This window comes from Marinovum sp. E3 (assembly GCF_055755275.1).
Map to the genome: position 1 here is coordinate 2045649 of NZ_CM146908.1, position 21388 is coordinate 2067036.

Sequence of the window (21388 nt, forward strand, 5' to 3'; positions counted from 1 at the left end):
CGCCGCCGATCTGGCCGGAAGGCCCGCGCGCTACCCCGGCACCTTCGGCGGCGGCCGGCGGAAGATCTCGCGGAACATGCCGGGTGTCAGCGCCGACAGCGGGTTGACCGTGATCTTCGGCGCGCTGGCCTTGCCGCGCAGGTTGAAGTTGAAGCCGAACAACCCCTCGCCCTTGCGCGAAAACAGCTGACCGACGAAATTGACCACATAGATCGGCGACAACACCCCCTGCATGTCCATCGTCTGGCTCGCCAGATCGTAATAGCCGTCCAGGCTGATCCCCATCGACGGGCCGACCGCGCTCGACCGGGTGAGGATCACCTGTTTCGGCGTCAGCCGGAATCGTGCCTCGACCTCGGGAAAGGAAATCCCCTGGCCGCCCAATTGCTCGAGCAGGCCGATCACCGAGATCGCGTTCAGCAGATCGGCCATCACCGGGGCATTGCGGATGCGGGTGTCGCGAATGTCGAGCTCGCCGTCGAAAGTGCCGGCGGCGCCGGTGGGCAACAGCTTGAGGTGGAAGGTGCCACCATGCATGTTCTTGAGCAGCCCTGCATCGCGCAGCACCGCGCCGGCATCCTCCGATTTGATCACGAAGCGGCTGCCCTTGCCGGTCGGGCTGACGCTGCCGCGTACCGGCACGCCGCCATTGAGCCGCGCGGTGAAATTGCCCTTCATCCCGCCGCTCAACGCGAAATCGCCGCGAAAATCGGTGAGCACGATGCCATCGGTCAATTGCAGCCGGTCGGGCGCCAGGGTGAGCGGCCCCGGTGCCGCGCCGCCCCGCCCGGATGTGCCGCCACCGCTGCCGCTGGTCGAGGTGAAGGGCGCGTTGCGCATGTCGATCCGGCCGCCCGAAACCTGCACCGCCGGGGCGCTGCCGCGCCCCCGCCCGGTCAGCGTCACCGGCGCGTCAAGCCAACTGCCGGCGCGCAGCCGGGTGATCGCCAGCGATTGCAACCCGCCGCTCTCGCGCAGGGTCAGCCGGCCCTCGAGGTCGAGCCCGGGGCCGCTCAGTGCCAGCGAATCGACCCGCACCGGTTTTCCAAGCACACCGTCGATGGCCAGCGTGCCGGTGCGCGCCTGTCCCATCGACCAGCCGATCGCATCGAGCCGAAGCCCCAGCCCGGCAAGATCGGAGGTCAGGGAAAATTCCGGCGGCCTGCCCTTGGCCAGCGCCAGTTCCAGCCGCCCCTGGCCCTGCCCCGAGACCGAGCCGGGTGGCAGGGTGATATTGAACGTGTCGAGCGTCTCTTGCGACAGGGTCACATCCGCCACCACCTGCGATCCCGCTTCCGCCGCCCCCGGCCCCAACCCGGTTTCCCAGCTGCCGTCAAACGGCACGCCGGCCAGGGTGCCGGCGCCTTCGATCCTCAGGTGCCGGTTGCTGGCGGTAAAGCTCAGCGCCTTGGCGGCAAGCGGCTTTCCGGGCACGATCTGCCGGCTCGAAACGCCAAACCCCCGTCCCGCGACCGCAAAGCTCACCTCGCCCGGCGCGGGCTTTTTCTTCAGCGGGAAATCGATCTGCCCCGACGCCTGCACCCGGCCGTGAGCGAGATCGACCGGCCGGCCCGCCTTGTCCAGCGCGCGCATCGGTTCCTGGTTCAGCACCCAGAGCGCCGCATGCACCGGCCCGGCGGCCTTGAGCTGCACCTGCGCCGGGCCGCGCCGCACCCGGACATCGGGAATGGTAAAGACCGTCCCGGCCACATCCAGCGCCCCGCCCTCTTTCGCGGTCAGGGTGCCGCTGTCGACGCTGACCGCCAGCCGGTTGTTTTCGAACTGCAACAGACCCGATGCGTCGGCGACCGGCGGCAGGGTCTTCATGAAGCGCACCCGCGCCTCGGCGACCTCGGCGCTGACAAAGAGATCGGGCGCCGCGCCGTCGGGATAGGCGCGCAGCCGCACCGCCATGTTGCGCAACCGGCCGTCCAGCACATTGGTGGCAACCCAGTCGCGGGTCTTGGGCTTGAAACCGGCGGGCCAGAGCCCCAGCAGCCGGTCCGGCGCGATTTCGTCGAGCTGGCCCATGACCGAGATGTCCCAGCCCTCCGGCGCCGCCTCGACCCGGCCCCGCGCGCGCAGGGTCTGGCCGGTGTCGGACAGGGCCAGCCGGCCGATGCGCAACACGAAGGGATCGAGCGCCAGATGGAAATCGAGCGCCGCCGAGGTCAGCGTCTGCGGCGCATCGTACAAGCCCACCGGATTGGCGCTGATCCCGGCGAGGCTGACCTGCCCCTGCAAGGAGGACGGCAGGCCGCTGTCGGTCCCCTCGAGCACCGCGCTGCCGTCGCCGGTGGCGTTGATCCAGTCGCTGACCACCGCGATCTCGTTGAAGCGCAGGGTCTCTTCGGCGGGATCATAGGTGAAATAGGACCGGGCCGAGGTAAAGGGGATCGGCCGGGTGGCGTCGCTGGGCTGGACCACGCCTTCGCCGATGCTGAGCGTCGCGCTGAGCGGGCCAAGCCGGCCGTCTTCGTGAAACGAGGTCCGCAGCGACCCCGAGATCGGCGCCCGAAGCACGCCGAGCCAGGCCAGCGCCGCGCTCTGGCTGGCAATGTCGCCCGAGGCCACATCGGTGACGCTGACCCCGAGGCTGACCGCGTTGGAACCGATCGCGCTTTCGCCGAATACCTCGAGCGTGGCGGCGTAGGAGCGGCCGCTGAGCAGTGCAAAATCGCCCCGCATCTGCAAGATCTCGCTTTCGCGCGACAGCGCCAGCCGGCCGCCGTCCACCGTCCAGCTGCGGCGCGCGCGGGCGTCCTGAAATTGCAGGGTAACGGCGTTGATCTCGATCTCCCGCAGGGCGGCGAACTGCGGCTGATAGACAAAGTCGTCGATCTTCTCGATCAACCCGTTGAGCCCGATCCCGGCCTCGCCCAGACCGTCGCCAAAGGCCAGGTCGAGCGCCCCGTCGGCGCCGCGCCGCAGCCGCAGGAACACCCCGGCGACCGACACGCTGCGCGGCTGCAACCGGCCTTCGAATATCGCCCGCCGGGCGATCTTGATGTCGGCATGCGACAGTTCGAGCAACAGCCGCCCGGTTTCGGCCTGGCGCAGCTCCACATCCTCGAGCGCGATTTCGGGGCGCAGGTCGGATTGCACGTACAGCGTCATCTCGCTGAAGCTCAGCTCGTACCCCGGCATCTGCCGTGCGAGACGCGTCTCGATCTCGGCGCGCAGCCAGTCGGGCGCGTTCAGCGGCTTGCCCAGCAGCGCCACGCCGCCCCAGACCAGCGACCCGGTCAGCAATGCGACCCAGAACACCATCCAGAGCGCGGCACGCGCCACGATCGCCCGCTTGCGGGGACCGCACCGCCGAACCGCTCTCGCCCCCTGATCGGGGCCGGTCTGTTGCGGGGTCGTATCGTCCTGTTCGCTGCTCACCGGCTGGGGCCGCCTCCCGAGAATTGACAAGCCTGTGTTTTTCTGGCCTGCCCGGCCCTAATATTGGGTGAAGGCCCGGCAACCAAGGGAAAGCGAAGCATATGACCACAGGCGTCCTTCAAACCGGCGAAATCGTGCCGGAGATCACCCTGCCACGCGATGGCGGCGAAACTGTGAACCTCGGCGCGCTGCGGCCCGCGCCGGTGGTGCTGTTTTTCTATCCCCGCGATCTGACTTCGGGCTGCACCAAGGAGGCGATCGCCTTTTCCGCCCTGCGCGCCGATTTCGAGGCGGCCGGGGCGCAGGTCTTCGGGATTTCCAAGGATTCGGTCCAAAGTCACGACAAGTTCGTTGCGAAACATGATCTGACTGTACCGCTTCTGTCGGACGAAGCTACGGATATCGCCGAGATTTTCGGCGTCTGGCAGGAAAAGAAGATGTACGGCAAGACCTTCATGGGCATCGTGCGCTCGACCTTCCTGATCGATAGCGAGGGCCGGCTGGCCCGCGAATGGCGCAAGGTCAAGGTTGATGGCCATGCCGAAGAGGTGCTGGACGCGGTGCGCGCCCTATGAGCCGCAGCCTCGCGGAGATGGCCACCGAGGTGCTGATCACCGCCGATGGCCGCGAAAAGACCCGGCTGTCGCGCGCCCATGCCGTAACCTGGCTGGCGGCGCGCGCTGAAGGCCGGCCGCTGCCGGTCGGCCGCGCCGCGCCGCCGCAGCGCCCGGCACGGCCCGAACAGCCCGAACTCCTGTCGCCGCGCGACGTGCCGAAACGCAAGCCCGGCAGCCCGGCGGGGCGTATCGCCCTGCTGCATGCGGTTGCACATATCGAACTCAATGCCGTCGATCTGCACTGGGATATCATTGCCCGCTTTACAGATACCGACTTTCCGCCCGGCTTCTACGATGACTGGGTGCGGGCGGCGGACGACGAATCCAAGCATTTCAACCTGATGTGCGACTGCCTCGAGGCCGAAGGCAGTTTCTATGGTGCGCTGCCGGCCCATGCCGGCATGTGGCGCGCCGCCGAGGATACCGCGGGTGACATTCTCGGGCGGCTGGCCGTGGTGCCGATGGTGCTCGAGGCGCGCGGGCTCGACGTGACGCCGGGCATGATCGAGATCTTCCGCAAGGCCGGCGCGACCCGGGCGGTCGAGGCGCTGGAGGTGATCTACAGCGAAGAAGTGGCGCATGTGGCCTATGGCTCGAAGTGGTTCCACTTTCTCTGCGGGCGGCACGATCTCGACCCGAAAGACGTGTTCCACGAGCTGGTCACAAAATATTTCAAAGGCCCGCTCAAACCGCCTTTCAACGAGGAAAAACGCGCCGAAGCCGGTCTTCCGCCGGATTTCTACTGGCCACTGACCGCCGAGGGCGCTGCCTAGCCCGCGGCGCCCGGTCGGCAAGACCGAAAGCGCTTACCTTACGCAACCCCTTCCGATATCGGCGAATATTCGCCCATTGCCGGGTTTGAGCGCCGCTTTGCCGAATCGCGCGGCTTGCAAACTTGCGCGTGTGTAAAGCTCTGGTTAAGGAAGCCTGAGGGGCAAAGTGCCGGGGACAGGCACCCTTGGACTGGACGAACAAGATAAGGGACGGCTGCGGTGCGGACACGGCTAGCAATCAGAATTCATGCGATCCTAGAGAGATACTTCCCGGAACGCCGTCTGTTCCTGCGATCAGACACCGACACCCGCTTCATCCGTCTGAAATCCGAAACCCAGTTCATCGCCTTCACCGGCTCGGCGCTAGTCATCGCCTGGTCGATCATCGCCACCGCCATCCTGCTGATGGATTCGATCGGCGCCGGAAACTTCCGCGAACAGGCCCGCCGCGACCAGCAGACCTATATGTCCCGTCTCAATTCGCTCAGCCAGGAACGCGACGCCCGCGCCTCGGACGCGCTGGCCGCGCAGGAGCGCTTCAACTCGGCGCTCGAACGGATCTCGCTGATGCAGAGCGAACTGCTCGGCTCGGAAATCCGCCGGCGTGAGCTGGAAACCGGCATCGAAGTCGTCCAGACCACCCTGCGCAACGTGATGTCCGACAAACGGGCGGTGGAAACCAAATTCGCCGCGCTTCAGGACGCGATGGAAAACGGCGGCCCCATGCCCGGCCATTCCGACATGGCCGACAGCGAAACCGTCGACCTGCTCGCCAATGCGCTGGAACGCACCGCGCAGGAACGCGACCGCGTGGTGGCCGACGCCCAGCAGGCGTTGATTGCCGCCGACGCCATGGCCACCGAACTGCGCAGCATGGAAGAGAAGAACGACGCCATCTTCCGCCAGCTCGAAGAGGCGATGACGATCTCGGTCACCCCGCTCGACAAGATGTTCAAGGCCGCCGGCATGAACCCCGACAACATCCTCGACAAGGTGCGGGCCGGCTATTCCGGCCAGGGCGGTCCGCTGATGCCGCTGAGCTTTTCCACCAAGGGCGGCGAGCTCACCGAAGACAGCAAGCGCGCCAACCGCATCCTCAACCAGATGGATCGGCTCAACCTCTATCGCATCGCCGCTGCCAAGGCGCCTTTTGCCAACCCGCTGAAGGATTCCTATCGCTTCACCAGCGGCTTCGGCTATCGTTGGGGCCGGCTGCACGCCGGTGCCGATTTCGCCAGCGCCCACGGCACCCCGATCTATTCCACCGCCGATGGCATCGTGGTCCATGCCGGCTGGCAGTCGGGCTATGGCAAGCTGGTCAAGATCCAGCATGAATTCGGCATCGAGACACGCTATGCGCATATGTCGAAAATCCGCGTGAAGAAGGGCCAAAGGGTCTCGCGCGGTGATCGCATCGGTGATATGGGAAACACAGGACGCTCCACCGGCACGCATCTGCACTATGAGGTCCGTGTTGGCGGCAAAGCCGTCAATCCAATGATTTATCTGAAGGCTGCGAAAGATGTTTTCTAAAAGCAAAATCAATGAGCCCGGCCCCAAGGCCGACGACGCTGCAAAGCCTGCGGCCGCAGAACAGAAGAAGCCCACAATGCCTCCACAGTCCGAATACAAGCCCTCCTCCGCGCCCAAGACCAAGCCGCCGGCGTCGGTCCTGTCGGCCGATCTGCACGTGGTCGGCAACATGAAGACCACCGGCGACATTCAGGTCGAGGGCACCGTCGAGGGCGATATTCGTGCCCACCTGCTGACCATCGGCGAAACCGCCACCATCAAGGGCGAATGCGTCGCGGATGACGTCGTCGTCAATGGCCGCATCGTCGGCCGGGTGCGCGGCCTCAAGGTGCGCCTGACCGCCACCGCGCGGGTCGAAGGCGACATCATCCACAAGACCATCGCGATCGAGAGCGGCGCGCATTTCGAAGGCTCGGTGCAGCGCCAGGACGACCCGCTGAACGCCAAGGGCAAGGCACCGGCGCAACAGCCGCAAGAGCAGCAGCAGCGCCCCGCCGGCCAATAAGCCCGGCCTCGCGTCGACCCGTACCGAATGAAAGTCCCGCCGCGTGCGGGGCTTTTCCGTTCCGCCGGCCGCTTCCGGCGAAACCGCGCCCGAGGCCGCAAAGGATGACCGGATGACCTTTCCCGATTTCATTACCAGCCAGCCCGGACTTGACCTGCCCTATCCAGAGGATGTGGTGCAAAGCGCCACCGTCCGGTCGAATGACAGGCTGGTGGTGTTTTTCACCTTCCTGAAGGACATGGACCTGCCTCTCCATGCCCACAAGGCACAATGGGGCAGCGTCGTCGAAGGCGAGATCGAACTGACCATCGGCGGCGAAACCCGCATCTATCGCCCCGGCGACAGTTATTCCATCGCCGCAGGCGTCGAACATGGCGCCCGGATCAAGGCCGGCACCCGGGTGATCGACGTCTTCGAAGAGCCCGACCGCTATCCGCTCAAGCCGTGACGGCGGTGGACCGCCCACCGCGTTGACAGTCGTTGCCCGACAGGCCGGGCAGAGCTAGGACCGCTGCATGAAACCCACCGCGTTGCTCACCGCCGCTGCCCTGGGACTGGCGCTCGCCAGCCCGCTTGGCGCGCATCCGCATATCTATATCGACACCGATTTCGACCTGGTCTTCGACACCGACGGCAAGCTTGCGGCGGTGCGTATCGACTGGGCCTACGACGATTTCTATTCGCTGCTGATGATCGAGGAAAACGGTCTCGACGCCGATGGCGACGGCACCCCGGAACAGGCCAGGCTCGACGCCTTTGCCGGCCAGGACGTCGATTGGGAAGCGGGCTTTCCGGGCCATTTCACCCTCGACGCCGCCGGCACGCCGCTGGCACTTGGCCCGCCCGAGGAGCACCGCGTGCGTTATGAGGACGGGCGGATCATCACGTCGCACCTGCGGCCGCTGGTGGCGCGTTTCGAGATCGACGCCGCGCCGCTGGTGGCCCGGTCCTATGACCCAACCTATTTTGTCGCCTATGACGTGCCCGAGACCCCGGGCAGCCAGGGTCGTGACGATTGCAGCCTGACCCGCAACGTCGCCTCGCGTGATGCGGCGATGAAGGAATACGGCGATCAGCTCGCGGCGGTGGACGCCAGCGACGATCCCTTCCAGGTGGTCGACCTGCCCGACATCGGCATCCTCTTTGCAGACAGTTTCGAGATTACATGCAACGCACCCTCCTGATCTTTCCCCTGCTGCTGGTGGCAGGCGCCACCTGGGCCGTGATGCAGGGCCATGACGATGCCCTCGTGCGCTGGGCCGCCGAGGGCCAGCGCGAGTTCCAGAACGCCCTGGCCGGCGCCCTGCGCGCGCTGCGCGCCGAAGAGCCCGGCGCGGTGCTGGCGCTGGTCGGGGTCTGCTTTGCCTATGGCTTCTTTCACGCCGTCGGCCCCGGCCATGGCAAGCTGCTGATCGGCGGCTACGGGCTGTCGCACCGCGTGCCGCTGGGCCGGCTCACGGTGATTTCGCTGCTGTCGTCGCTGGGCCAGGCGCTGAGCGCCATCGTGCTGGTGCTCTCCGGTCTGTTCCTGCTCGACTGGACCCGCAGCCAGCTCACCGACACCGCCGAAAAGGTCATGCTGCCGCTGAGCACCCTGGCGATCGGCCTGATCGGCGGCTGGCTGGCGCTGCGCGGCGCGCGCAAGCTCTGGCGGCTGCGTCGCGATCAGGCTCATGCCCACCACGGCTGCACCCATCGCCACGGGCCGACGCCGGAAGAGCTGCGCCGTGCCGGCGGGCTGCGCGACGCCCTGGTGCTGATCGCCGGCATCGCCGCGCGCCCCTGTTCGGGCGCGATCCTGCTGCTGGTGCTGAGCTGGCACATGGACATCCTCACCACCGGCATTCTCGGCGCCCTGGCGATGTCGCTGGGCACCGCCGCGCTGTCGATCCTGGTGGCCACGATCAGCGTCGTCGCCCGCGACAGCACCCTGCTGTCGCTGGCCGATACCCGCCGCGCGGCCCTGGTGCTGCCGATGATCGAACTGCTCGCCGGCGGCGCGATCCTGGCGATCTCGCTCCGGGTGATGGGCCTTCTGGCCTGAACAGGGACGGCCGCCGCACGCCCCACCGTTGCCCGGCAAGCGACAGGTGCAGACGCTCAGGCCTCGAGCTCGGCATCCCAGTAGAGAAAATCGACCCAGCTTTCATGCAGATGGTTGGGCGGGAACTTGCGGCCCATGTTGCGCAACTCTTCGGCGCCGGGCTGGCGCGGCGGCTTGCGCAGCGACATGCCGGCGCGGGCCAGCGACTTCGAACCCTTCTTGAGATTGCAGGGCGCGCAGGCGGCGACCACGTTCTGCCACGAGGTCACCCCGCCTGCGGCGCGCGGCACCACATGGTCAAAGGTCAGCTCGCGCTTGGTGCCGCAGTACTGGCAGCGGAATTCATCCCTCAGAAAAAGATTAAAGCGCGTGAAGGCCACGCGCTTTTGAGGTTTTACATAGTCTTTCAGGACAACGACGCTGGGTATCCTGATGGTGGTCGAGGGACTGCGGACCTCGTGGTCATATTCGGCCACGATATCCACCCGGTCGAGCCAGGCCGCCTTGATCGCGTCCTGCCAGGGCCAGAGCGACAGGGGATAATACGACAAAGGCCGGTAATCCGCGTTGAGCACCAGTGCCGGGTATTGCTTCAGCGCCGATGGCTCGCGTACAAAATCCGTCCTGAAATCACCGTCCATGGGTCGTCACATCCTCTTGTCCGCTCCAGTATGCCTCATGTCCGCGCTTCTTGGGATCGCTTTCGTTACTACGACTATATCTCGCGTTTCCAATCAGGCAAGCGCCTAAACATGGAGATTTGCCCTAGGGGTTAGGCCAGTTTGGTAACGTTGGCATGACGGCGGCTCACCCGGCGGCCAACCGCTCATGCCAGGCCCCTGTCGCTGACCCGGCCCGAGGCGATGGCGATCTCGCGCGCGGGGGCCAGGGCGGCGGCAAAGGCGCTGTCGTGGGTGACAAAGATCAGCGCGCCGTCATACTCGCCAAGCGCGCGTTCCACCGCCGCGATGGCCGCCAGGTCAAGATGGTTTGTGGGCTCATCCAGCAGCACCAGCTGCGGCGGCCGCGCCCGCCCCAGCGTCAGCGCCAGCCCCAGCCGCAGCCGCTCGCCGCCCGAAAGCCCGGCCAGCGGTTTGAGCGCCTCGCGGTTGCGAAACAGAAACCGCGCCAGCAGCGCCCGGCGGTCCTGTTCGCCCATTTCCGGCAATGTGCGGCGCGCCAGCGAAAGCACGTCGCCGGCTTGGCCCAGATGGCTCAGCCGCTGGTCGAGGTAGACACTATCCACCGGGCGCTCGATCCGACCCGACAGCGGCGGCAATCGCCCGGCGATCTGCCGCAGCAGCGTCGACTTGCCGCTGCCGTTGGCGCCGGAAAGCCGGACCCGCTCAGGCCCGCGCAGCTCGAAGGACAGCGGCGGTAGAAGCGCCCGGCCAGCCTGCCCCACCCCCAGGTCGCGGGCGCGCAGCACCAGCTTCTGCGCCGCCAGCCCGGTCGAGGGCAGGTCGAAACTGATCGCCCGGTCGCGCGCCACGCCGGCCTGCGCCGCCGCCAGCCGGGCCACCGCCGTCGCCTGTTGCCGGGCCGCCAGCCGGCTCTGGCCGGCGCCGGCGGCTTCGGCCCCCTCCCGGGCCTTGTCGAGCAGCATCTTCGACTGCGAGCCATCGCGCAGCGCCCGGCCCTGCCGTGCCCGCCGGGCGGCGCGCATCTCGGCCGTCTGCGCTGCGCGCCGGGCCCGCGCCACCTCGGCGCCGGCCTGCTCCAGCTCGGCCGCGGCTCGGGCCTCGGCCGCCGCGCGCGCCGCGGCAAACGCGCTCCAGCCGCCGCCAAAGAGATGTACGCCACCCGGCGCCAGCTCGATGATCCGGTCGACCCGCTCGAGCAGCGCCCGGTCATGGCTGGCCACCAGCGCAATCCCCCGGTGCGTCGCCAGAAGCTCGGCCACCAGCGCGCGGCCCGCAGCATCGAGATCATTGGTCGGCTCGTCCAGCAGGACGATCCCCGGCCCGTCAAAAAACGCCGCCGCCAGCGCCGCCCGGCGTTGTTGCCCGCCGGAAAGCTCGGATAGCCCCCGCGCCGGCGCGACCGGCACCCCGGCCTGCGCCAGCGCCGCCGCCATCCGCTCTTCCAACGTCCAGTCGACAAGATCGTAATCCACCGGCGCCCCGGCCAGCGCCGCCTGCAACCGATCGAAGCCAGCGGCATCGAACAGGTCCGCCACCCGCGTGCCCTGGCGCGGCGCGAGCTGTGCCAGACGCCGCGGCGGCGTGCTGGCATGGATATGACCGGCGTGGGGATGCGCCCCGGCAATCGCCGCCAGCAGGCTGGATTTTCCGGTGCCATTGCCGCCCACCAGCCCGGTCACCCCGGCCTCGAGGCTCAGGGAAAAGGCTGCGATCAGCGGCGTGGCGTCAGGTCGGGCAAGGGCGGTTTCGGTAAATGTCAGAACAGGCATGGGGACTCCGGGAAACGGCGAGGATCAAGCGGCGGTGATACAAACCCTGATCCATCGTTTCGGTCTCCATGCTTGGACAATGCGGCCAGTCTAGCCCGGCCCGCCCCCTTGGCGCAACAGCGCCGATCCTGTAGCCTGCCGCCATGTCCATCCCCCCCAAGATCACCGGCGTTCTCGAAGCCGCGCTTTACGCGGCGGATCTCGACCGCGCCGAGGCCTTCTATCACGGCGTGCTGAACATGGAGGTCGTGCTGCGGCTGGAGCAGCGCCACGTGTTCTTTCGCGCCGGCCAGACCATCCTGCTGGTCTTCAACCCGGAAGAAACCGCCAAACCCTCGCAGAACACCCGGATGCCGGTGCCGGCCCATGGCGCCCACGGCCCCGGCCATGTCTGCTTTCGCGCTTCCCGCGATGAGATCAGCCGCTGGCGGGCGCATGTCCTGGACCAGGGCATTGCCGTCGACGCCGAGTTCGACTGGCCCAACGGCGCCCGCTCGCTCTACATCCGCGACCCGGCGGGAAACTCGGTGGAATTCGCCGAACCCCACCTCTGGTTCTGACCCGATCCGGGACCTCGTTCGATTGGAAACACCTCTGGGGTGGAGGCCGCAGGCCCGGGGGCAATGTCCCTCAAAAAATGTGGGCCAAGCCCTCTAAGTCGCGCAGCAGGCGCGGCGTCGCGTCAAAAGCCGCACTTGTCGCGCAGAAAGGCCAGCGCCACTCCCAAACCGTCGGGCGCGATGCCATGCGCCGTGCCCTTCATGATATGGGCAAAGACCTCCTTGAAGCCGGCCTTTTGCAAGGCCTCGGCCGCCTCGGGCAGCGATTGCGGCGGCACCACGTCGTCATGGTCGCCATGCACCAGCAGCACCGGCGGAAAGCTCACCGCCTCGTCCTCGAGCAACTCGGGCGCCAGCAGGCGGCCGGAAAAGCCCACCACACCGGCCACCGCATCCTCGCGTCGGGGCGCGACGTGCAGGCTCATCATCGTGCCTTGCGAAAACCCGAAGAGCGCCACCTGCTCGGGCAGCACATCCTCGTCCACCATCACCGAGTCGAGATAGGCATTGAGGTCTTCCGCCGCGCGCACCATGCCGGCCTCGGCTTCTTCCTGCGACGAACCGTCGATCCAGGGGATCGGAAACCACTGAAACCCCATCGGCGCCCCGGCGCAGGCCTCGGGCGCATCCGGCGCCAGAAACAGCGTGTCGGGCAGATGTTCGCTCAGCGGATCGGCCAGACCGAGAAGGTCGGCCCCGTTGGCGCCGTAACCATGCAGAAAAATCACCACCGACCGCAGCTCGCCCGAGGCGGGCTCCTTGCGACCGGACGTCAGAACACGAGTCATCGAATACCTTCCCTTGCCTTGGCATGCCTGTAGTAGGCCCAGAGCGCACGGGCCGCAACCGACCGCCAGGGCGACCAGGCTTCGGCCATCTGCCGCAGCGCGCGCTCCTTCGGCCGGTCCTCCAGACCGAATAGCAGCCGCGCCGATTCTTGCAGCGCGAGGTCGCCGGGGGCAAAGACATCGGCCCGGCCGAGCGAGAACATGGCATAGATCTCCGCCGTCCAGACGCCGATCCCCCTGACCGCCACCAGCGTCGCGATCACCTCCGCATCCGGCATCCGGCGCAGCGCGGCAAAGTCGATCTCCGCCGCCGCCAGTGCCCCGGCATAGGCCGCCTTCTGCCGGCTCAGCCCGAGATCGCGCAGGGCGCTTTCGTCGACCGCGCGGATTGCCTCCGGCGTCACCATGCCCGCCGCCTGCAACCGCGCCCAGATTGCCGCGGCCGAGGCGACCGAGACCTGCTGGCTGACGATCGCGCTCAGCAATTGCGCAAAGCCGTCCGGCCGGCGGCGCAGCGGCAGCGGGCCGCAGGCGTCAAGCGCCGGCGCAAACCGCGGATCGGCGCGGCGCAGCCAATCCGCGCCCTCAGCCACACAGGCGTCGGTCTCGATGATCCGGCCTAGCTCGCCCATTCTGCAATCCTCCTCCGGGCCGCCGCCACGTCGCGCACCACCGGCGCCGGCGGCAGGGGTTTCCGGTCGATCATGCCGACCCGCAGCCCGAGCCGCCGCGCGGCGGCGAGCTTGGGCCAGCCGCCGGGCCCGCCGGCATTGCGCAGGATCAGCCAGTCGATCCGAAGCCGCCGGAACAGCGCCACCTCGCCGGCCACCGAAAACGGCGAGGCGCCGCGCAGGAACCGGCCACGGGGCAGTGGAAACGGATCGTGATGCTCCGACAATTGCCGGGTGAACACATAGGCCTCGCGCAGCGCGGCAAAGCGCGTCAGCCCTTCGCGGCCGGTGGCCAGAAACACCCGCGCGCCGCGCGGCAGGTGACGCGCCGCCGCGGTCTCGTCGCGCAGCCGGACCCAGCGGTCGCGCCGGCCCGGCCGCCAGGCCGGCCGCTCCAGCCGCAGCAGATCGACGCCCAGCGCCCCGGCCACCCGGTGGGCGCAGAACGAGCTCTGCCAATCGTTGGGATGGCTGGCGTCGACGATCAGCCCGACCCCGGCCGCGACCCGCGCGGTCAGCGCCGCCTGCCCCAGCGGTTCGGGCAGCAGCGGGATCGGCCAGCCATGCGCCCGCCGCTCCGGGCCGGGCAGCATCACAGAGGCCCTTCCCCGCAAGCCGGGGGCCAGCGCCCGCGCCTCGGCAGAGCCGCCGATCAGCAGAATGTCAGTGCCCGATCGATGCATGTCGCGTCAGCCCTTCCGGGGCCGAGGATTGGCCGGTTCGCCGGCCGGGGTCAAGCACTCTGCCCGTGGCGCCCCGTTCGGGCAATCATTCCCCCCGGCGCGGCAATCCGAGAAAGAACCGCAGCATTTCCGCGCTCGCGTCGGGCCCCTCGGCATCGGTGTAGCTGCCCGCCGGTACGCCGCCCGACCAGGCATGGCCAAGACCGTCGATCTGCCAGTGTTCCATGGCCGGCGTGCCGTCGGCTGCCAGCACGCTGGTGCGGGTGAAACTGCGCCCGCCGGCATTTCCGCCATCGATCACCTCGGCCCCGCCGGGATGGGCCTGGCTGGCGATGCGGCCGCCATTGGCCGGGGCGACGGTGCTGTCGGCGCTGCCGTGAAAGACGATGGTGGGCAGCGGCGGGCCGGAGGCATCCTGCATTGCCGCCGGGCTTCCGGCCATGGCGGCAAAGGCACCATGCGCCGTGTTCGCGGCCTTGTACGGCAGCCCGGAATGCGCCCCCACGGCGGCAAAGAGATCGGGATAGCTGCGCCCGAGGATCACCGCCATCGCCGCACCTGCCGAGAGCCCGGCGACAAAGACCTTGCCCGCCGGTACATCATGGCGCTCGTACAATTCGCGGGTCAGCCCGGCGAGGATCGCGGGCTCGCCCGCGCCCCGCTCCTGGTCGTCGGTGGAGAACCAGTTCCAGCAGGCATTCACATTGGCCGAACGCGGCTGGGCCGGATAGACGACGATCAGCCCGTGGTGATCCGCCAACCGGTTCATGCCGGTGCCAATGGCGAAATCAACCGGCGTCTGGGTGCACCCATGCAGCATCAGGATCAGCCCCCGCGGCCGGCCCGTCAGCCGCGGCAGATAGACCCGGTACTCGCGACGGCCGGCGGCACAGGCAAAGGTGCCGGCATCGAAGCGCGCGCCCTCGGGCAGCGGCGCCTCCTCGGGCTCCGGCCCCGGCATGCCGATCCCCGGCATCCGGGCGGCGATATCGGCCAGGGTCTCGCCCAGCGCCTTGCGCGGGCTTTCGGCACTCTGCGGATTGCCGCCAGCGGTATCTGCCGCAACCCCGCCAAACGAGGTGCGGAGCCTGTCGGCCGCCTCGGCCAAGGTGCTGCTCCGCAGGGCCTCTGTCGCCCGTTGCATGGCCGAGGAAAATCGAGAGTTCATTGCCCTCTCCTTGTCAGGGGATGCCGCCCGTCGCAATGTTCCGCGCCGTGCTGGCCTGTCGGTCATCCTGCGCGGCGGCCTGCGATGTTCATCATTAACTGCCGTTTCGGGCACAGGTATATCCCGGGACGGCCCGACCACAAGCTGCGGCGCACCGCCTGCCCGATATTTGCGCGCCGCCCGGTCGCTGGACACCCGCCCCGTCAAAAGTGGCACTGGCCCGGGACGGCCGAGATGCGGACTTGTGCAGGTCGGCCAGCCCGCTCCGCGCGATCGTCCGGGTCTTGCCTTGCGCCGCACTTTTGCCGGCGTCGTCGCCCCCGCCGCTCGGCGTGCCGCACGGCCGTTTCCCTTGCCCGATGCCTTCGTCGGCAATGCTCAGCCCGGCGGCCCCGATCTCGACCGCCGCCGCCACAGACGATCCCGCGTCTCCTTTCCATGTGTGACGCGGGTCACCCAAGGCCGGGAAATCGGCGCTTGCCGCGCCCGGCGCGGCGGCTTACCGATTGCCTCATGACAGATCTTGCCGCTCCCACCCCCACCGACAGCCGTGCCCGGCGCAATGTGATCGTTCTTGTGCTCGCCCAGGCGATCCTCGGGGCGCAGATGCCGATGATCTTTACCATCGGCGGCCTGGCCGGGCAGTCGCTGGCTTCCAACGTCTGTTTTGCAACGCTGCCGATTTCGCTGATCGTGATCGGCTCGATGGTCACCGCGACGCCGATTTCCGCCTTCATGCAGCGCTATGGCCGGCGGGCGGGGTTTTTCGTCGGGGCGCTTGGCGGCGCGCTCGGCGGGTTGATCGGCGCCTACGCGCTTTATCTTCAGAGCTTCCCGCTCTTCCTCCTCGGCTCTTTCCTGACCGGGATCTACATGTCGGCGCAGGGCTTCTACCGCTTCGCCGCCGCCGACACCGCCTCGGACGATTTCCGCCCCAAGGCGATCTCCTATGTCATGGCCGGCGGCCTGGCCTCGGCGGTGATCGGCCCGCAGTTGGTCAAGCTCACCGCCGATGCCTATGTGATCCCCTTCCTCGGCACCTATGCCACGGTGATCGCCGTCAACCTGCTGGGCGCGCTGCTGTTTCTCTTCCTCGACATCCCCCGGCCGCCGGTGCCCGCAGCCGATGCCCCCAAGGGCCGGTCCCGCCGCGAACTGATCGCCACGCCGCGCATCGCGGTGGCGGTGATCTGCGCCATGGTGTCTTATGCGCTGATGAACCTGGTGATGACCTCGACGCCGCTGGCGGTTGTCGGCTGCGGCTTTGACAAGAACAACGCTGCCGACGTGGTCACCGCCCATGTGCTGGCAATGTTCGTGCCCTCGTTCTTTACCGGCCATCTGATCGCGCGCTTCGGGGTCGAACGGATCATGGGCCTGGGGCTGGTGATCCTCGCCGTCGCCGGTGGTGTCGGGCTGGCCGGCGTCGCGCTCGAGAATTTCTTTGTCGCGCTGGTGCTGCTCGGCCTCGGCTGGAACTTCGGCTTTATCGGCGCCACCACCATGCTCGCCGCCGCCCATGCGCCGGAGGAACGCGGCAAGATGCAGGGCCTCAATGACCTGATCGTCTTTGGCGGCGTTTCGGTGGCCTCGCTGGCTTCGGGCGGGCTGATGAATTGTTCCGGAGGCACGCCGCAGGCCGGGTGGACGGCCGTCAACATGGCGATGGTGCCCTTCCTGGTGCTGGCCGGAGGCGCGCTGCTCTGGCTGATGCTGCGGCCCCGGCCTGAGGCGGCCTGAGACGGTGCGGGGCTCAGACCCCGCTGCGCAGGGCCCGCCAGATCAGCCGCGCCCGCTTGCCTGCGTCCGACAGGCCCAGGCTGCCGCGCGCCACCCGCCCGGGATCGGCTGTCACCTGTTTCAGCAGGGCCTCGGCCTGCCAGGTGCTGCGCAGCGCTGCGCTCTGGGCCGGCGACACCGCCGCCCGCCCCCGCCGCAGCCGTCCCAGCGCCGCCGCTGCCAGCGCCCGCACCGCTTCTGGCCGCCCGTCTACCAGCGGCCGATGCCCCCGCGCCTCGAGCTCGGGAACGGCAACCAGGTAATGCGCCACCCCGGCGCCATAGGCGACGTCACGCACCGCCGCCTCATCCGGCGCACCATACCATAGCGCGGCGGCATACAGCAGGTTGCCCGAGGTGGCCTCGATATAGGCCTCGAACTCCGACTCGCTGGCAAAGCCCTCGCGCCCGATATCCTGCCGCCGCGCGTCGATCAGCCCGTCGAGCAACGCGCCCTGCTCCGGCCTCAGCACCAGCGCCAGCGGCGTCACCACCTCGTGGCGCCGCACCAGCCCGCCGGCGGCAATCTCGGCCAGGGCGTCGCGCCACCATTGCAGCCGCATCTCGGCAATCATCGGCTCCTGGGTCATCCAGGGCGCCCGCGCCACCTCGAGGTTGAAGGCAAACAGCGGAAACAGCCGGGCCCGCGCCGCCACGTCACAGGACATCACCGCCATGAAACGGTCGGGATCGCCCTTTTCGACAAGGGCGGCGCAGGCATGCCAATCCGCCATCAGCCGGCGTCGCGGATCAGTTTCCAGCGGATCGCGTCGAGCAGCGCCTCCATCGAGGCATCGACGATGTTGGGCGAGACCCCGACCGTCGACCAGCGCCGCCCCTTGCCATCCTCGCAGTCGATGATCACCCGTGTCACCGCCTCGGTGCCGCCCTGGGTGATCCGCACCTTGAAATCCACCAGATGCATGTCGTCGATCGAGGCCTGGTACTTGCCCAGATCCCGCTTCAGCGCCTGGCTCAGCGCATTGACCGGCCCGCGATCGTTGCCCTCCTCGTCGTGGCTTTCGCTGACCGAGAGGATCTGCTCGCCGTCGATGGTCACCGCCACCACCGCCTCCGAGGCGCTGACGATGCTGCCCAGCGCATTGCGCCGCCGCTCCACCGTCACCCGGTAGCGGTCGAGCTCGAAGAACCGCCGCGCCTGGCCCAGCTCCTCGCGCGCCAGCAGCTCGAAGGAGGCCTGGGCGCCATCGTAGGAATAGCCGTCGGTCTCGCGCGCTTTGACCCGGTCGAGGATGCGGCCCAGCGCCGGATCGCCCTTTTCCACCGCCAGCCCGGCATCGGCCAGCCGCGTGCGCAGGTTCGACTGCCCGGCCTGGTTCGACATCGGGATGATGCGCGTATTGCCCACCACCTCCGGGTCGATATGCTCATAGGTCGCCGGATCCTTGAGGATGGCGCTGGCATGCAGGCCCGCCTTGTGGGCAAAGGCCGAGGCGCCCACATAAGCCGCCTGCCGCATCGGCACCCGGTTGAGAATCTCGTCCAGCATCCGGCTGACCCGCACCAGACCCGAAAGCGCCGCGCGCTCGACGCCGATCTCGAACAGATCGGCATAAGGCGCCTTGAGCAACAGGGTCGGGATCAGCGTCGTCAGATTGGCATTGCCGCAGCGCTCGCCCAGCCCGTTGAGCGTGCCCTGCACCTGCCGCGCCCCGGCCATGACCGCCGCCAGCGATCCGGCCACCGCCGTTTCGGTGTCGTTGTGGGTGTGGATGCCCAGCCTGTCGCCCGGGATCCCCGCCGCGATCACCTCCGCCACGATCCGTCCGATCTCTTCCGGCAGGGTGCCGCCATTGGTGTCGCAGAGCACCACCCAGCGCGCCCCGGCCGCAAGCGCCGCGCGGCAGGCCTCGAGCGCATAATCGGGATCGGATTTGTAGCCGTCGAAGAAATGCTCGGCATCGAACAGCGCCTCGCGCCCCTGGGCCACGATATGCGCCACCGAGCGGGCGATGTTCTCGGTGTTCTCGGCCTTGCTGATGCCCAGCGCCGCCTCGACGTGATAGGTGTGGCTCTTGCCCACCAGGCAAATGCTGCCGGTGCCGGCATTCATCACCGCCGCCAGAACATCGTCGTTCTCGGCGCTGATGCCGGCGCGCTTGGTCATGCCGAAGGCGGTCATCCGCGCCCGCGTCTTCGGCGCGGCTTCGAAAAACGCGCTGTCGGTCGGGTTGGCGCCGGGCCAGCCGCCCTCGATGTAATCCACGCCGAGTGCATCCAGCGCCTCGGCGATCCGCAGCTTCTCGGCGGTCGAGAACTGCACCCCCTGGGTCTGTTGCCCGTCGCGCAGGGTGGTGTCGTAAAGGTAAAGCCGCTCAGCCATGACAGCGCCCCATGCTTCTTCTGTTCAATAATACCCGTCGGGGGGAGTCCGCCCCGGCGAAGGGTCTGTGTTTTTCCGCCCCGGCGGAGGGGGGGCAGACAGCCCCCCGGCAACGCGCACCCCGCATCACAAGGCCTCCAGCTTGGCGGCGTCAAAGCCCGGTCCCGGCACCAGCTCGACGCCGGATTTGCTCATCCGCACCTCGACGCCGGCGGCAATCAGCCCCTGTTTCAGCGCATCGACACCAGAGAAATCCTTGCTCTCCATCGCCTGCGCGCGGGTCTCGTTGAAGCGGGCGACCAGCGCCGAAAGATCCACTTCGACGCGTTCCCAGCCGGCCAGCGCCTCGCCCAACAATCCGAGCAAGCCCGCCCCGGCCTTCAGCGCCGGGGCCTCCCCCTCGGCCGCCAGCCGGTGCAGCTCGGCAATCGCGCCGGCGGTGTTCAGATCATCGGCCAGGGCGGCAACCACCGCCTCGGGCAGCGCGCCCGGCTCGACGCCCTCGCAGAGCCCGCGCCACTTGCGCAGCGTTGCCTCCGCCTCATCCCGCTTCTTCACGGTCCAGTCCATCGGCTTGCCGTAATGGGTCGAGAGAAAGACAAAGCGGATCACCTCGCCCGGCACCCCCTCGTTCAAGAGATCCCGCACGGTAAAGAAATTGCCCAGCGACTTGGACATCTTCCGCCCTTCGACCTGCAACATCTCGTTGTGCAGCCAGACCCGGGCAAAATCGCCTTCCGGATGGGCGCAGCAGCTCTGGGCGATCTCGTTTTCATGATGCGGAAACATCAGGTCGTTGCCGCCGCCGTGAATGTCGAACGACGCCCCGAGCAGGGCATGCGACATCGCCGAACATTCGATATGCCAGCCGGGGCGGCCGCGGCCCCAGGGGCTCTCCCAGCCGGGCAGATCCCCGGACGAGGGTTTCCACAACACGAAATCCATCGGGTTGCGCTTGTACGGCGCCACCTCGACGCGGGCGCCGGCAATCATGTCATCCACCGACCGGCCGGAGAGCGCGCCGTAATCCTTGTAGCTCTCGACCGAGAACAGCACATGGCCCTCGGCGGCATAGGCATGGCCCTTGGCGATCAGCCCTTCGATCATCTCGATCATCTCGCCGATATATTGCGTCGCCCGCGGCATCTTGCTGGGCTCCAGCGTGCCCAGCGCCGCCATGTCGTCGAGATACCATTGCGTGGTCTCGGCGGTGATCTCCTCGATACTGCGGCCGCTTTCGGCGGCGCGGGCGTTGATCTTGTCGTCGACGTCGGTGAAGTTGCGCACATAGGTCACATGGTCCGGCCCATAGACATGGCGCAGCAGCCGGAAGAGCACGTCGAACATGATCACATTGCGCGCGTTCCCCAGGTGGGCGCGATCATAAACCGTTGGCCCGCAGAGATAAATCCGCACATTTTCCGGATCGATCGGGGCAAAGACCTCTTTTCGGCGGGCCTTGGTATTGTGCAGTCTGATCTCGGTCATAACCTCTCCTCACGGGCGCGCAGGCGCTCGCGGCGGGCTTAGCAAGATCGGTTCACAAAGGAAAGAAAGAGCAGGCCCGCCGACAAGTGTCAGCGGATAATGCAGCAAATGATGATTGCCTGGATGCTCATGCGGCCCGACCTAGCACAGGACGTGCGCCGCGCCAAGCGCGGACTTGCCCCCGGCCGGCCTCTTGCGCGACTCGCCCGGCCGCCGCACCATGGGTGCCATGTCACGCGAGATGGTGAATGCGATCTGCGCCGCCATGCCCGGCGCCGAGGTCTCCGACCCTTGGGGCGGCGGCCACGACGCCTGGAAGGTCGGCGGCAAGATGTTCGCCTGTGTCGGCGCTCTGGGCGGCGGCGTCTCGGTCAAGACCGCCGATGTCGAGAGCGCCGATGTCGAGAGCGCCAGCGCGCTGATCGAGATCGGCCGGGCGGTCAAGGCACCGTACTTCCACCGCTCCTGGGTGCAGGTGCCTTTCGACCGCCTCGGTCCCAAGGACATCACCAACGAGGAGCTGCGCGAACGGCTGGTGGCCTCCTACCGGATCGTGCGCGCGAAGCTGCCGAAAAAGGTGCAGGCCGGGCTCGACCCGGCGGAGTGATTGACATCCCGGCACGGCGCTGTCTGCAT

The 21388-nt window shown here is 67.9% G+C and carries 20 protein-coding genes; 10 read left to right on the forward strand and 10 right to left on the reverse strand.

The genetic code is table 11. The features are described from left to right. Window positions 1-30: 30 nt before the first annotated feature. Window positions 31-3291, reverse strand: coding sequence for a YhdP family protein (locus tag AC0J5K_RS10035; protein ID WP_274563111.1), 3261 nt, complete (start codon window positions 3289-3291; stop codon window positions 31-33). A 197-nt stretch (window positions 3292-3488) separates the two neighbouring features. Between AC0J5K_RS10035 and AC0J5K_RS10040 the strand changes: the two genes are divergently transcribed. The 7 genes from AC0J5K_RS10040 to AC0J5K_RS10070 all read left to right on the forward strand — a co-directional run bounded on the left by AC0J5K_RS10040 (window position 3489) and on the right by AC0J5K_RS10070 (window position 8859). After that, window positions 3489-3962 carry a peroxiredoxin gene (locus AC0J5K_RS10040; RefSeq protein ID WP_274563109.1) on the forward strand — a complete coding sequence of 158 codons (474 nt, stop codon included), beginning with the start codon at window positions 3489-3491 and terminating at the stop codon, window positions 3960-3962. Continuing rightward, window positions 3959-4777: a ferritin-like domain-containing protein gene (locus tag AC0J5K_RS10045; RefSeq protein WP_274563107.1), complete on the forward strand. Its 819-nt coding sequence runs from the start codon at window positions 3959-3961 to the stop codon at window positions 4775-4777. The genes AC0J5K_RS10040 and AC0J5K_RS10045 overlap by 4 nt, the downstream gene beginning before the upstream one ends. 219 nt (window positions 4778-4996) lie before the next feature. Then, window positions 4997-6310, forward strand: coding sequence for a M23 family metallopeptidase (locus AC0J5K_RS10050; protein ID WP_048531194.1), 1314 nt, complete (start codon window positions 4997-4999; stop codon window positions 6308-6310). Continuing rightward, window positions 6300-6815, forward strand: coding sequence for a bactofilin family protein (locus AC0J5K_RS10055; RefSeq protein ID WP_074834978.1), 516 nt, complete (start codon window positions 6300-6302; stop codon window positions 6813-6815). The genes AC0J5K_RS10050 and AC0J5K_RS10055 overlap by 11 nt, the downstream gene beginning before the upstream one ends. Before the next feature lie 112 nt (window positions 6816-6927). Continuing rightward, window positions 6928-7263, forward strand: coding sequence for a cupin domain-containing protein (locus AC0J5K_RS10060; RefSeq protein WP_074835422.1), 336 nt, complete (start codon window positions 6928-6930; stop codon window positions 7261-7263). 67 nt (window positions 7264-7330) lie between these two features. Then, a complete protein-coding gene (locus AC0J5K_RS10065; RefSeq protein ID WP_048531190.1) occupies window positions 7331-7999 on the forward strand; it encodes a DUF1007 family protein in 669 nt (222 codons plus the stop codon). Beyond that, window positions 7981-8859: a nickel/cobalt transporter gene (locus AC0J5K_RS10070; protein ID WP_074834979.1), complete on the forward strand. Its 879-nt coding sequence runs from the start codon at window positions 7981-7983 to the stop codon at window positions 8857-8859. Before AC0J5K_RS10065 ends, AC0J5K_RS10070 begins: the two co-directional genes overlap by 19 nt. 56 nt (window positions 8860-8915) lie before the next feature. Here AC0J5K_RS10070 and AC0J5K_RS10075 read toward each other — a convergent pair whose 3' ends face one another. Both AC0J5K_RS10075 and AC0J5K_RS10080 read right to left on the reverse strand, forming a co-directional pair. Continuing rightward, on the reverse strand, window positions 8916-9500 hold the full coding sequence (locus AC0J5K_RS10075; protein ID WP_048531187.1) for an HNH endonuclease: 585 nt from the start codon (window positions 9498-9500) through the stop codon (window positions 8916-8918). A gap of 185 nt (window positions 9501-9685) precedes the next feature. Continuing rightward, window positions 9686-11272, reverse strand: a complete 1587-nt coding sequence (locus AC0J5K_RS10080; protein ID WP_274563092.1) for an ATP-binding cassette domain-containing protein — start codon at window positions 11270-11272, stop codon at window positions 9686-9688. A 143-nt stretch (window positions 11273-11415) separates the two neighbouring features. Here AC0J5K_RS10080 and AC0J5K_RS10085 point away from each other — a divergent pair, with 143 nt between their 5' ends. Then, window positions 11416-11832: a VOC family protein gene (locus AC0J5K_RS10085; RefSeq protein WP_074834982.1), complete on the forward strand. Its 417-nt coding sequence runs from the start codon at window positions 11416-11418 to the stop codon at window positions 11830-11832. A 122-nt stretch (window positions 11833-11954) separates the two neighbouring features. Here AC0J5K_RS10085 and AC0J5K_RS10090 read toward each other — a convergent pair whose 3' ends face one another. The 4 genes from AC0J5K_RS10090 to AC0J5K_RS10105 form a co-directional block, all read right to left on the reverse strand. Continuing rightward, the gene (locus AC0J5K_RS10090) at window positions 11955-12620 is read right to left on the reverse strand and encodes an alpha/beta hydrolase (RefSeq protein WP_048531180.1); all 666 of its coding nucleotides are present in this window, start codon (window positions 12618-12620) and stop codon (window positions 11955-11957) included. After that, the gene (locus tag AC0J5K_RS10095; protein WP_274563085.1) at window positions 12617-13252 is read right to left on the reverse strand and encodes a DNA-3-methyladenine glycosylase family protein; all 636 of its coding nucleotides are present in this window, start codon (window positions 13250-13252) and stop codon (window positions 12617-12619) included. The genes AC0J5K_RS10090 and AC0J5K_RS10095 overlap by 4 nt, the downstream gene beginning before the upstream one ends. Continuing rightward, window positions 13240-13974 carry a precorrin-6A/cobalt-precorrin-6A reductase gene (locus AC0J5K_RS10100; RefSeq protein ID WP_074834987.1) on the reverse strand — a complete coding sequence of 245 codons (735 nt, stop codon included), beginning with the start codon at window positions 13972-13974 and terminating at the stop codon, window positions 13240-13242. The genes AC0J5K_RS10095 and AC0J5K_RS10100 overlap by 13 nt, the downstream gene beginning before the upstream one ends. A gap of 85 nt (window positions 13975-14059) precedes the next feature. Beyond that, window positions 14060-15142, reverse strand: coding sequence for an extracellular catalytic domain type 1 short-chain-length polyhydroxyalkanoate depolymerase (locus AC0J5K_RS10105; RefSeq protein ID WP_274563082.1), 1083 nt, complete (start codon window positions 15140-15142; stop codon window positions 14060-14062). A 513-nt stretch (window positions 15143-15655) separates the two neighbouring features. Here AC0J5K_RS10105 and AC0J5K_RS10110 point away from each other — a divergent pair. Further along, window positions 15656-16882 (forward strand): MFS transporter, encoded by a 1227-nt coding sequence (locus AC0J5K_RS10110; protein ID WP_274563080.1) that lies wholly within the window; start codon window positions 15656-15658, stop codon window positions 16880-16882. A gap of 13 nt (window positions 16883-16895) precedes the next feature. Here AC0J5K_RS10110 and AC0J5K_RS10115 read toward each other — a convergent pair whose 3' ends face one another. The 3 genes from AC0J5K_RS10115 to cysS all read right to left on the reverse strand — a co-directional run bounded on the left by AC0J5K_RS10115 (window position 16896) and on the right by cysS (window position 20752). Next, window positions 16896-17654: a squalene/phytoene synthase family protein gene (locus AC0J5K_RS10115; protein ID WP_274563078.1), complete on the reverse strand. Its 759-nt coding sequence runs from the start codon at window positions 17652-17654 to the stop codon at window positions 16896-16898. Next, window positions 17654-19264 carry a citramalate synthase gene (gene cimA / locus AC0J5K_RS10120; protein ID WP_274563075.1) on the reverse strand — a complete coding sequence of 537 codons (1611 nt, stop codon included), beginning with the start codon at window positions 19262-19264 and terminating at the stop codon, window positions 17654-17656. Before cimA ends, AC0J5K_RS10115 begins: the two co-directional genes overlap by 1 nt. Before the next feature lie 126 nt (window positions 19265-19390). Beyond that, the gene (cysS, locus tag AC0J5K_RS10125; RefSeq protein WP_274563072.1) at window positions 19391-20752 is read right to left on the reverse strand and encodes a cysteine--tRNA ligase; all 1362 of its coding nucleotides are present in this window, start codon (window positions 20750-20752) and stop codon (window positions 19391-19393) included. A gap of 229 nt (window positions 20753-20981) precedes the next feature. On the opposite strand from cysS, the gene AC0J5K_RS10130 reads away from it, so the two are divergent. After that, a complete protein-coding gene (locus AC0J5K_RS10130; RefSeq protein ID WP_274563220.1) occupies window positions 20982-21359 on the forward strand; it encodes an MmcQ/YjbR family DNA-binding protein in 378 nt (125 codons plus the stop codon). The last annotated feature ends 29 nt before the right edge of the window (window positions 21360-21388 follow it).

What these genes read in the sequence shown, in the direction of transcription:
- AC0J5K_RS10040 (WP_274563109.1), top strand. Translation starts at nt 3,489, where the DNA reads ATGACCACAGGCGTCCTTCAAACCGGCGAAATCGTGCCGGAGATCACC.
- AC0J5K_RS10045 (WP_274563107.1), top strand. Translation starts at nt 3,959, where the DNA reads ATGAGCCGCAGCCTCGCGGAGATGGCCACCGAGGTGCTGATCACCGCC.
- AC0J5K_RS10055 (WP_074834978.1), top strand. Translation starts at nt 6,300, where the DNA reads ATGTTTTCTAAAAGCAAAATCAATGAGCCCGGCCCCAAGGCCGACGAC.
- AC0J5K_RS10060 (WP_074835422.1), top strand. Translation starts at nt 6,928, where the DNA reads ATGACCTTTCCCGATTTCATTACCAGCCAGCCCGGACTTGACCTGCCC.
- AC0J5K_RS10065 (WP_048531190.1), top strand. Translation starts at nt 7,331, where the DNA reads ATGAAACCCACCGCGTTGCTCACCGCCGCTGCCCTGGGACTGGCGCTC.
- AC0J5K_RS10070 (WP_074834979.1), top strand. Translation starts at nt 7,981, where the DNA reads ATGCAACGCACCCTCCTGATCTTTCCCCTGCTGCTGGTGGCAGGCGCC.
- AC0J5K_RS10075 (WP_048531187.1), bottom strand. Translation starts at nt 9,500, where the DNA reads ATGGACGGTGATTTCAGGACGGATTTTGTACGCGAGCCATCGGCGCTG.
- AC0J5K_RS10080 (WP_274563092.1), bottom strand. Translation starts at nt 11,272, where the DNA reads ATGCCTGTTCTGACATTTACCGAAACCGCCCTTGCCCGACCTGACGCC.
- AC0J5K_RS10085 (WP_074834982.1), top strand. Translation starts at nt 11,416, where the DNA reads ATGTCCATCCCCCCCAAGATCACCGGCGTTCTCGAAGCCGCGCTTTAC.
- AC0J5K_RS10090 (WP_048531180.1), bottom strand. Translation starts at nt 12,620, where the DNA reads ATGACTCGTGTTCTGACGTCCGGTCGCAAGGAGCCCGCCTCGGGCGAG.
- AC0J5K_RS10095 (WP_274563085.1), bottom strand. Translation starts at nt 13,252, where the DNA reads ATGGGCGAGCTAGGCCGGATCATCGAGACCGACGCCTGTGTGGCTGAG.
- AC0J5K_RS10100 (WP_074834987.1), bottom strand. Translation starts at nt 13,974, where the DNA reads ATGCATCGATCGGGCACTGACATTCTGCTGATCGGCGGCTCTGCCGAG.
- AC0J5K_RS10105 (WP_274563082.1), bottom strand. Translation starts at nt 15,142, where the DNA reads ATGAACTCTCGATTTTCCTCGGCCATGCAACGGGCGACAGAGGCCCTG.
- AC0J5K_RS10110 (WP_274563080.1), top strand. Translation starts at nt 15,656, where the DNA reads ATGACAGATCTTGCCGCTCCCACCCCCACCGACAGCCGTGCCCGGCGC.
- AC0J5K_RS10115 (WP_274563078.1), bottom strand. Translation starts at nt 17,654, where the DNA reads ATGGCGGATTGGCATGCCTGCGCCGCCCTTGTCGAAAAGGGCGATCCC.
- cimA (WP_274563075.1), bottom strand. Translation starts at nt 19,264, where the DNA reads ATGGCTGAGCGGCTTTACCTTTACGACACCACCCTGCGCGACGGGCAA.
- cysS (WP_274563072.1), bottom strand. Translation starts at nt 20,752, where the DNA reads ATGACCGAGATCAGACTGCACAATACCAAGGCCCGCCGAAAAGAGGTC.
- AC0J5K_RS10130 (WP_274563220.1), top strand. Translation starts at nt 20,982, where the DNA reads ATGTCACGCGAGATGGTGAATGCGATCTGCGCCGCCATGCCCGGCGCC.